Origin of the sequence: Paracoccus sp. (in: a-proteobacteria) (genome assembly GCF_030536915.1) — a bacterium.
Taxonomy (GTDB): domain Bacteria; phylum Pseudomonadota; class Alphaproteobacteria; order Rhodobacterales; family Rhodobacteraceae; genus Paracoccus.
The window spans coordinates 1-5,909 of sequence record NZ_JAUNPC010000128.1; the positions used below are offsets into that span (position 1 = coordinate 1).

5 protein-coding genes are annotated in these 5,909 nt (G+C 65.0%); 1 reads left to right on the plus strand and 4 read right to left on the minus strand.

Features of this window, described 5'->3' with window-relative positions:
- Positions 1–90: 90 nt before the first annotated feature.
- Genes Q4F04_RS14400 through Q4F04_RS14415 form a run of 4 tightly spaced genes read right to left on the minus strand, consistent with a single transcriptional unit; the run spans position 91 to position 4,608 of the window.
- The gene (locus Q4F04_RS14400; RefSeq protein WP_303370494.1) at positions 91–909 is read right to left on the minus strand and encodes a 3-keto-5-aminohexanoate cleavage protein; all 819 of its coding nucleotides are present in this window, start codon (positions 907–909) and stop codon (positions 91–93) included.
- Positions 906–1,856 (minus strand): 3-hydroxyacyl-CoA dehydrogenase family protein, encoded by a 951-nt coding sequence (locus Q4F04_RS14405; protein WP_303370495.1) that lies wholly within the window; start codon positions 1,854–1,856, stop codon positions 906–908. Before Q4F04_RS14405 ends, Q4F04_RS14400 begins: the two co-directional genes overlap by 4 nt.
- Positions 1,857–1,866: 10 nt before the next feature.
- Positions 1,867–2,841: a tripartite tricarboxylate transporter substrate binding protein gene (locus Q4F04_RS14410; RefSeq protein ID WP_303370496.1), complete on the minus strand. Its 975-nt coding sequence runs from the start codon at positions 2,839–2,841 to the stop codon at positions 1,867–1,869.
- A gap of 21 nt (positions 2,842–2,862) precedes the next feature.
- Positions 2,863–4,608, minus strand: coding sequence for a dihydroxy-acid dehydratase (locus Q4F04_RS14415; RefSeq protein ID WP_303370497.1), 1,746 nt, complete (start codon positions 4,606–4,608; stop codon positions 2,863–2,865).
- Positions 4,609–4,697: 89 nt separating this feature from the next.
- Here Q4F04_RS14415 and Q4F04_RS14420 point away from each other — a divergent pair, with 89 nt between their 5' ends.
- Complete coding sequence (locus tag Q4F04_RS14420; protein WP_303370498.1) at positions 4,698–5,621, plus strand: LysR family transcriptional regulator; 924 nt, start codon at positions 4,698–4,700, stop codon at positions 5,619–5,621.
- Positions 5,622–5,909: the final 288 nt, after the last annotated feature.

Consider the following 5,909-nt stretch of genomic DNA (forward strand, 5'->3'; position numbering starts at 1 on the left):
CGGACTTATCATCGACATCGAAATCCCGTCAGACGGCCCCCGCCGGAGGCTTACGTTCCAACTGACCGACTTCGATCTCAATTCCTCGTCCTAGCGATACTGCGATCGGATTTCTTCTGCGCTTGATGTCCGCCGCCCAAGAGATGCCAAGACCTCGACCAACGCCCCGACGAGGGCTTCGTTGGAGGGAGCAAGCTGGCCGTCAGGCATATGCAGATTGTTCTCGAAGCCCACACGCGCATGCCCGCCGAGCAGCGCAGCCGTCAGGACGCAATCCCGCTCGAACCGGCCGAACGCGCAGACGCTGAAGGGCGCTTCGATCGGCTGTGCGAGGAACTGCAGGAGATCGACGGGCGTGGATGTCTGGTTCTCGGTATAGCGACCCAGGACGAAGAGAAGCGTTTGCGGGCGGCTTCCGAACGCGCCGCGCTGACGCAATGCGCACCAGGCAGCAAGATCCGCCTCGGAATAAAGAATGACCTGGACCATCGTCCCGTCGCGGTCCAGATCCTCGATGAACTGCGTGGCGGCCGCCACCTCATCGTCCTCCCGGACCAGTTCGCGCAGGGCCAGCGAGACCGCCTCTGGCCGGGTTGCGCGGATCGCAGCCATCTGCTCAGAGGGACTATAGCGGCCCGCGGCTTCGGAGGTCGCCTGGATGATCATCTTGTCACCCACCGCGCGCCGGATGGCGGTCGTAGCTTCGCCATAAGCCGCGGCGTCCAGCAGATGACACCCGTCGCGGTCGCGGACGTGGAGATGGAACATTCCGGCTCCTCGCTCCAGACAGGCGCTTGCGCATCGCGCCAGCTCGGCCGGGGTGATCGGCAGTGCCGGATGATCGGACCTGGTCTTGTAGGACCCGTTGGGCGCGACCGTGACCGCAACGGAGGGAAGGATTGCGCTCATCGGCGATCCTCCAGCGGCCGGATCGGCGGAAGGTCATCGGCAATGATGTCCAGCGCCGCAGCAAGCGCCGACTGATAGCGTTCGCGTTCGGCCGCGATCGTCTCGGGCGACCAGTCGTAGAACCCTGCCCCGGTCTTCATTCCCAGCCGCCCGGCTTCGACACGGTCGCGCAACTCGCTGCTGGGCTGCGTTGCCGTTGACAGCGACGGATACATTGTCGCGGCCGCCGCGCAATGGACGTCCAGTCCGGCGTGGTCGCGCTGCAGCGCAGGTCCAGCCGCAAGAAAGCGGAAGCCGAAGCCGAAGCGCACTGCCGCGTCGACGTCCTCGGCCGAGGCGATCCCGGCCTCGATCAGGGCGAAAGCCTCGCGGGCCAGCGCGTGCTGCATCCGATTGGCCAGGAAGCCCGGCAGATCGCGGCGGACATGAACCGGAACCCGGCCGAGATCGCGCATGATCGTCATCAGCCGCGCGGCAGTTTCTTGGCTCGTCTCGGCGGACGAGACGACCTCGACCAACGGAACCAGATGCGCGGGCATGAAGAAATGCAGCCCCGCGCAGCGTTCCGGATGCGGCAGGCCCTGAACGATCTGCGAGATCGGAAAGCCCGAGGAGTTGGAGGCGAGGATGGCATCGGCCCGCGCCAGTCGCGCCGCGGTCTCGAAAACGACTCGCTTGACGTCCAGCCGCTCGGGCGCGCAATCCACGACGATAGCGACATCCTTCCATGCAAGATCGTCCATTTTCGCCTCGGCCGACATGGCGCTGATGGCCACGCCGTGTCCGGTCTTGTCCAACTCGACCGTCCAGTAGGAGCCGAGCGCCTGCCGCCGTTCGGCAGCAGGCTCGACGACCACGACGCGCCAGCCGCCGCGGGCAAAGACGATGGCGACATCGGCGCCCATCGTTCCGCCCCCGACGATGACGGCGACTGAAGTGCTGGTCATCGCAGGCTCCTTATTCCAGCGGCCCGGCCGTCTCGATGACGGCCTGCCATTTTGCGATCTCGCTTTCGATCAGCGCAGTCTCCGCCTCGCGCGGCCCCGGACTTGCGACAACGCCTTGCTGTTTAAGGGCGGCGATCGTCTCGGGCTTCTGCAAGTTCGCGTTCAGGACTTCGTTCAGCCGCTGCGTCACTGCCTCGGGCGTGCCGGCGGGGGCGAGAACGCCGAACCACGACTGGACGTCGAACCCCTCCACCCCGGCCGAGTCGACGGTTGGCAGGCCTTCAAGGAAGAGCGAGGGCTCGGGTGTGGTGACGGCCAGCGCCTTGACCGCGCCGCTGTTCACATGCGGCAGGACCGAGGGGATCGTATCGAACATCACATCGACATGTCCCCCGATCAGGTCGGTAATCGCCGGCGACGATCCCTGATAGGGCACATGAACAAGGTCGATATCGGCCGCGTTCTTCAGCATCTCCATCCCCAGATGCTGGGGAGATCCAGCGCCGGCCGAGGCATAGGCCAGTTGTCCGGGGTTCGCCTCGGCTTCCGCCAGGAAAGCCTCGAAGCTGTCCACTGCGAGGTCGGGCCGGGTCACGAGAGCCAGGCCGACGCTGCCCGCAAGTCCCACTGTCTCGAAATCCGTCCGCAGGTCAAAGCCCGGCGCCGTGGGCAGGTTCATGTTGATCGAATGGCTTGTCATCGCGCCCATCAGCAGCGTGTAGCCGTCGGGATCGGCCCGCGAGACCTGCATCGCGCCGATCGACCCGCCCGCGCCGGGAACGTTCTGGACGACGATCGTCTGGTTCAGTTCATCGCCAAGCCCCTGCGCCACGATGCGGCCGATGATGTCGGTCGCTCCGCCCGCTGCATAGGGCACGACCAGTGTCACCTGACGGGACGGATAATCGGCTTGCGCCCATGCTCCGGTTGCAGCCGCGGCCAGCAGCGCGACGGTGCAACCCGTCTGCTTCATCCAGTGATACATCTTTTCTCCTCCCAAGAAAGATCAGTCTTCCCGCCGCGCCGGCCGGTGCAGATCCGGGTGCTGCAGGAAATCGAAGTCGCAGCCTTCGGGCGCCTGCGTTACATGGCGGTCGTAAAGCGCCGCATAGCCGCGCGGGGCCTCGTCGGGCGCAGCCGGCAGCCCGGCACGCCGCCGGGCCAGTTCGTCCTCATCGACGAGCAGCTCGATCCGATTGCGCGAGGCGCTGAGCGAAATGCGGTCACCTGTCCGCGCCAGTGCCAGCGGCCCGCCGGACGCAGAATCGGGCGCCACGTGCAGCACGATGGCACCGTAGGCGGTGCCGCTCATCCGCGCGTCCGAGATGCGGATCATGTCCTTCACACCCTGCGTCGCCAGCTTCTTCGGGATCGGCAGATACCCTGCCTCGGGCATGGCGGACGCGCTTTTCGGCCCAGCCATCTGCATCACCAGCGCATCGTCGGGTCCGACGTCCAGATCCGGGTCGTCAATGCGCCGGGCAAGATCCTCGGGCGAGGTGAAGACGACGATCCGCGCTTCGCGCTCCAGCAGCTCGGGGGTTGCAGCGGCGCGCTTGAGGATCGCACCCTCTGGCGCGAGGTTCCCGAACAGCGCGATCAGTCCGCCCTCCGGCTCGATCGGATCGTTGAACGGGCGGATCACGCTGCGGTCGATCGAGGCAGGATCGAAACCTTCGAGACGCGCGCCAAGCGCCTCGCCCGTCACCGTGGGGCAATCAAGATCGAGAAGTTCGCGCAATTCCCACATCAGCGCGGTGACGCCGCCCGCGGCGTGCAGATCCTCCATGTAATTCGCGCCGACCGGCTTGAGGTTGACGAGCACCGGAGTGGTCGCGGCCAGCTCATTCAGCCGTTCCAGCGACAGTCGAAGCCCCGCGCGCCCCGCGATGGCCGCCAGATGGACAAGGGCGTTCGTCGAGCCCGAGATGGCCAGCAGCAGCCGCATCGCATTGTCGAGCGACGCCGACGTGACCAGTTCGGTCGGCCGCACCGCCCCCGGATCGACAGCCATGCGGGCGGCTAGCCTGCCCGATTCCTCGGCGATCCGCAGCCGGTCGGCATGAACCGCCGGCGCCGTGGCCGAGCCCTGCAACCCGAACCCAAGGATCTCGGTTAGGCAGGCCATGGTGCTGGCCGTGCCCATCACGGCGCAGGTGCCGGACGTCGTGGCCAGGTTGGACTCGACAAGCGACAGCTCGTCGGCGCTGACCTCGCCCGCGCGGAAGCGGGCCCAATAGCGGCGGCAGTCGGTGCAGGCCCCCAGTCTCTCTCCCTTGTAACGGCCGGTCATCATGGGCCCCGTGACGAGGATCACCGTTGGCCGGTCGGCCGAAATCGCCCCCATGATCTGTGCAGGCACGGTCTTGTCGCAGCCGCCGATCGCGACCATCGCATCCATCGGCTGTGCCCGTGCCATTTCCTCGACATCCATCGACATGAGGTTGCGGAACTTGAGGCTGGTCGGCGTCAGGTAGGCTTCGCCCAAGGAAATTGTCGGAAACTCGAGCGGTAGTGTCCCTTCAAGCATGGCGCCGCGCTTTACCGCCTCGACCAGCTCAGGCATTGAGCGGTGGCAGTTGTTGAAGCCGCTGGGGGTCGAGTTGATCCCGACCACGGGTCGGGACAGTGCATCGCGTGTGAAGCCCATCGAACTCGCGAAGGAGCGCCGCAGATAGAGCGCGAAGTCCCGATCACCATAGTTGGTCAGCCCACGCTGCAAGCCTTTGGGCTCGTCCGATTGATCCGCCATCTGCGGCTCCCTTCTAAGTCGAAGCGAGACTAGCAGCACGCGGAGGATATGATAAATTCATCATTCTGATGAATTGATGCCGTGACCGAATGAATCTTACTCCGCGCCAGCTCCGTATTGTGATCTCGCTGGCCGAGTCGCGCAGCTTCAGCCGCACGGCCGAGGAGTTCAGCGTCACTCAGCCGGCCTTGAGCCGCATCGTGAAGGGCATCGAGGAGGAGATCGGCGCGCCACTGTTTCTGCGCACGACGCGGTTGGTGGTCCTAACGCGGGAAGGTGGATCACTTGTGCAAGTCGCCAGGCGGGTGGTTGAAAACTATGATGATGGCCTTCGTGCGATGCAGGGCATCGTGCAGCGGCAGGCGAGCCGTCTTTCCGTCGCCGCCCTGCCCTCGCTTGCCGCAATGCTGCTGCCGGCGGTCGCCCAAGCAGTGCGGGAGGCGGATCCCGCCGCACAGCTTCATATCCGCGATGTTCTCTCGGATGCGACCCTGGACCTCATGCTGGCGGGCGATGTCGACTTTGCCCTGACCTCAGCGGACCCGTCCCGCACCGATATTGTCTATGATGAATTCGTCCGCGATCGGTATGTGCTCCTGGCGCGAAACGATGACAGGCGCCTGGAAAATGGTGCGCCGGCGGATCTGCTGGATTGTCAGGCGCTGGGACTGCTCTCGATGCCCAAGGGAACCGCCGCGCGGCTTTACGCAGATGCTGCCTTCCTGCAGCGCGGCGCCCAGTTCCGTCCGCTTATGGAGTTCGAGCATCTCGCCACCATCGGCAAGTTCGTGGCGGCAGGCTTCGGGGTGGGGTTTTTGCCGTGTCTTGCCGCAATGATGATCACCGAGCCGGAACTGCATATCATCGATCTGGACGACGCACCGGCGCGCTCGCTCGGCGTGGTGCGGCACAAGGCACACAGGCCATCAGCAATCGCAGAACTCGCTATCAACAGGGTGAAGCTCGAAGCAGGTCGGCTGGCAGCACACTCGCCATCCCGCATTCATGCATGAGGCAGTGCGGGAACCGAACCGGCATCAAGGATCCAGAGTGGCAAGTCTGGGGCACTATGCGGGGTGTTCTGGTAACGCTAGAGTGGATACCGCACCCGCAAACGGATTGACCCGGCGGGACCGTATCCCTGCAGGAGAACCCCAGCCGTTAGGCTGCTGGGTTGCACCCTCCGCGAGGCTCTTGTGAATCGCTTCAAGCCCTCAGCACTGCCAAGAATACCCCATATCGCAATGGCGTTGTTGCAGAACTCTCCCCGTGAAGGATTCACCTGGTGAATCCATGCGGTT

Coding starts and splice junctions, on each gene's coding strand:
- Q4F04_RS14420 (WP_303370498.1), top strand. CDS start 4,698: ATGAATCTTACTCCGCGCCAGCTCCGTATTGTGATCTCGCTGGCCGAG.
- Q4F04_RS14415 (WP_303370497.1), bottom strand. CDS start 4,608: ATGGCGGATCAATCGGACGAGCCCAAAGGCTTGCAGCGTGGGCTGACC.
- Q4F04_RS14400 (WP_303370494.1), bottom strand. CDS start 909: ATGAGCGCAATCCTTCCCTCCGTTGCGGTCACGGTCGCGCCCAACGGG.
- Q4F04_RS14405 (WP_303370495.1), bottom strand. CDS start 1,856: ATGACCAGCACTTCAGTCGCCGTCATCGTCGGGGGCGGAACGATGGGC.
- Q4F04_RS14410 (WP_303370496.1), bottom strand. CDS start 2,841: ATGTATCACTGGATGAAGCAGACGGGTTGCACCGTCGCGCTGCTGGCC.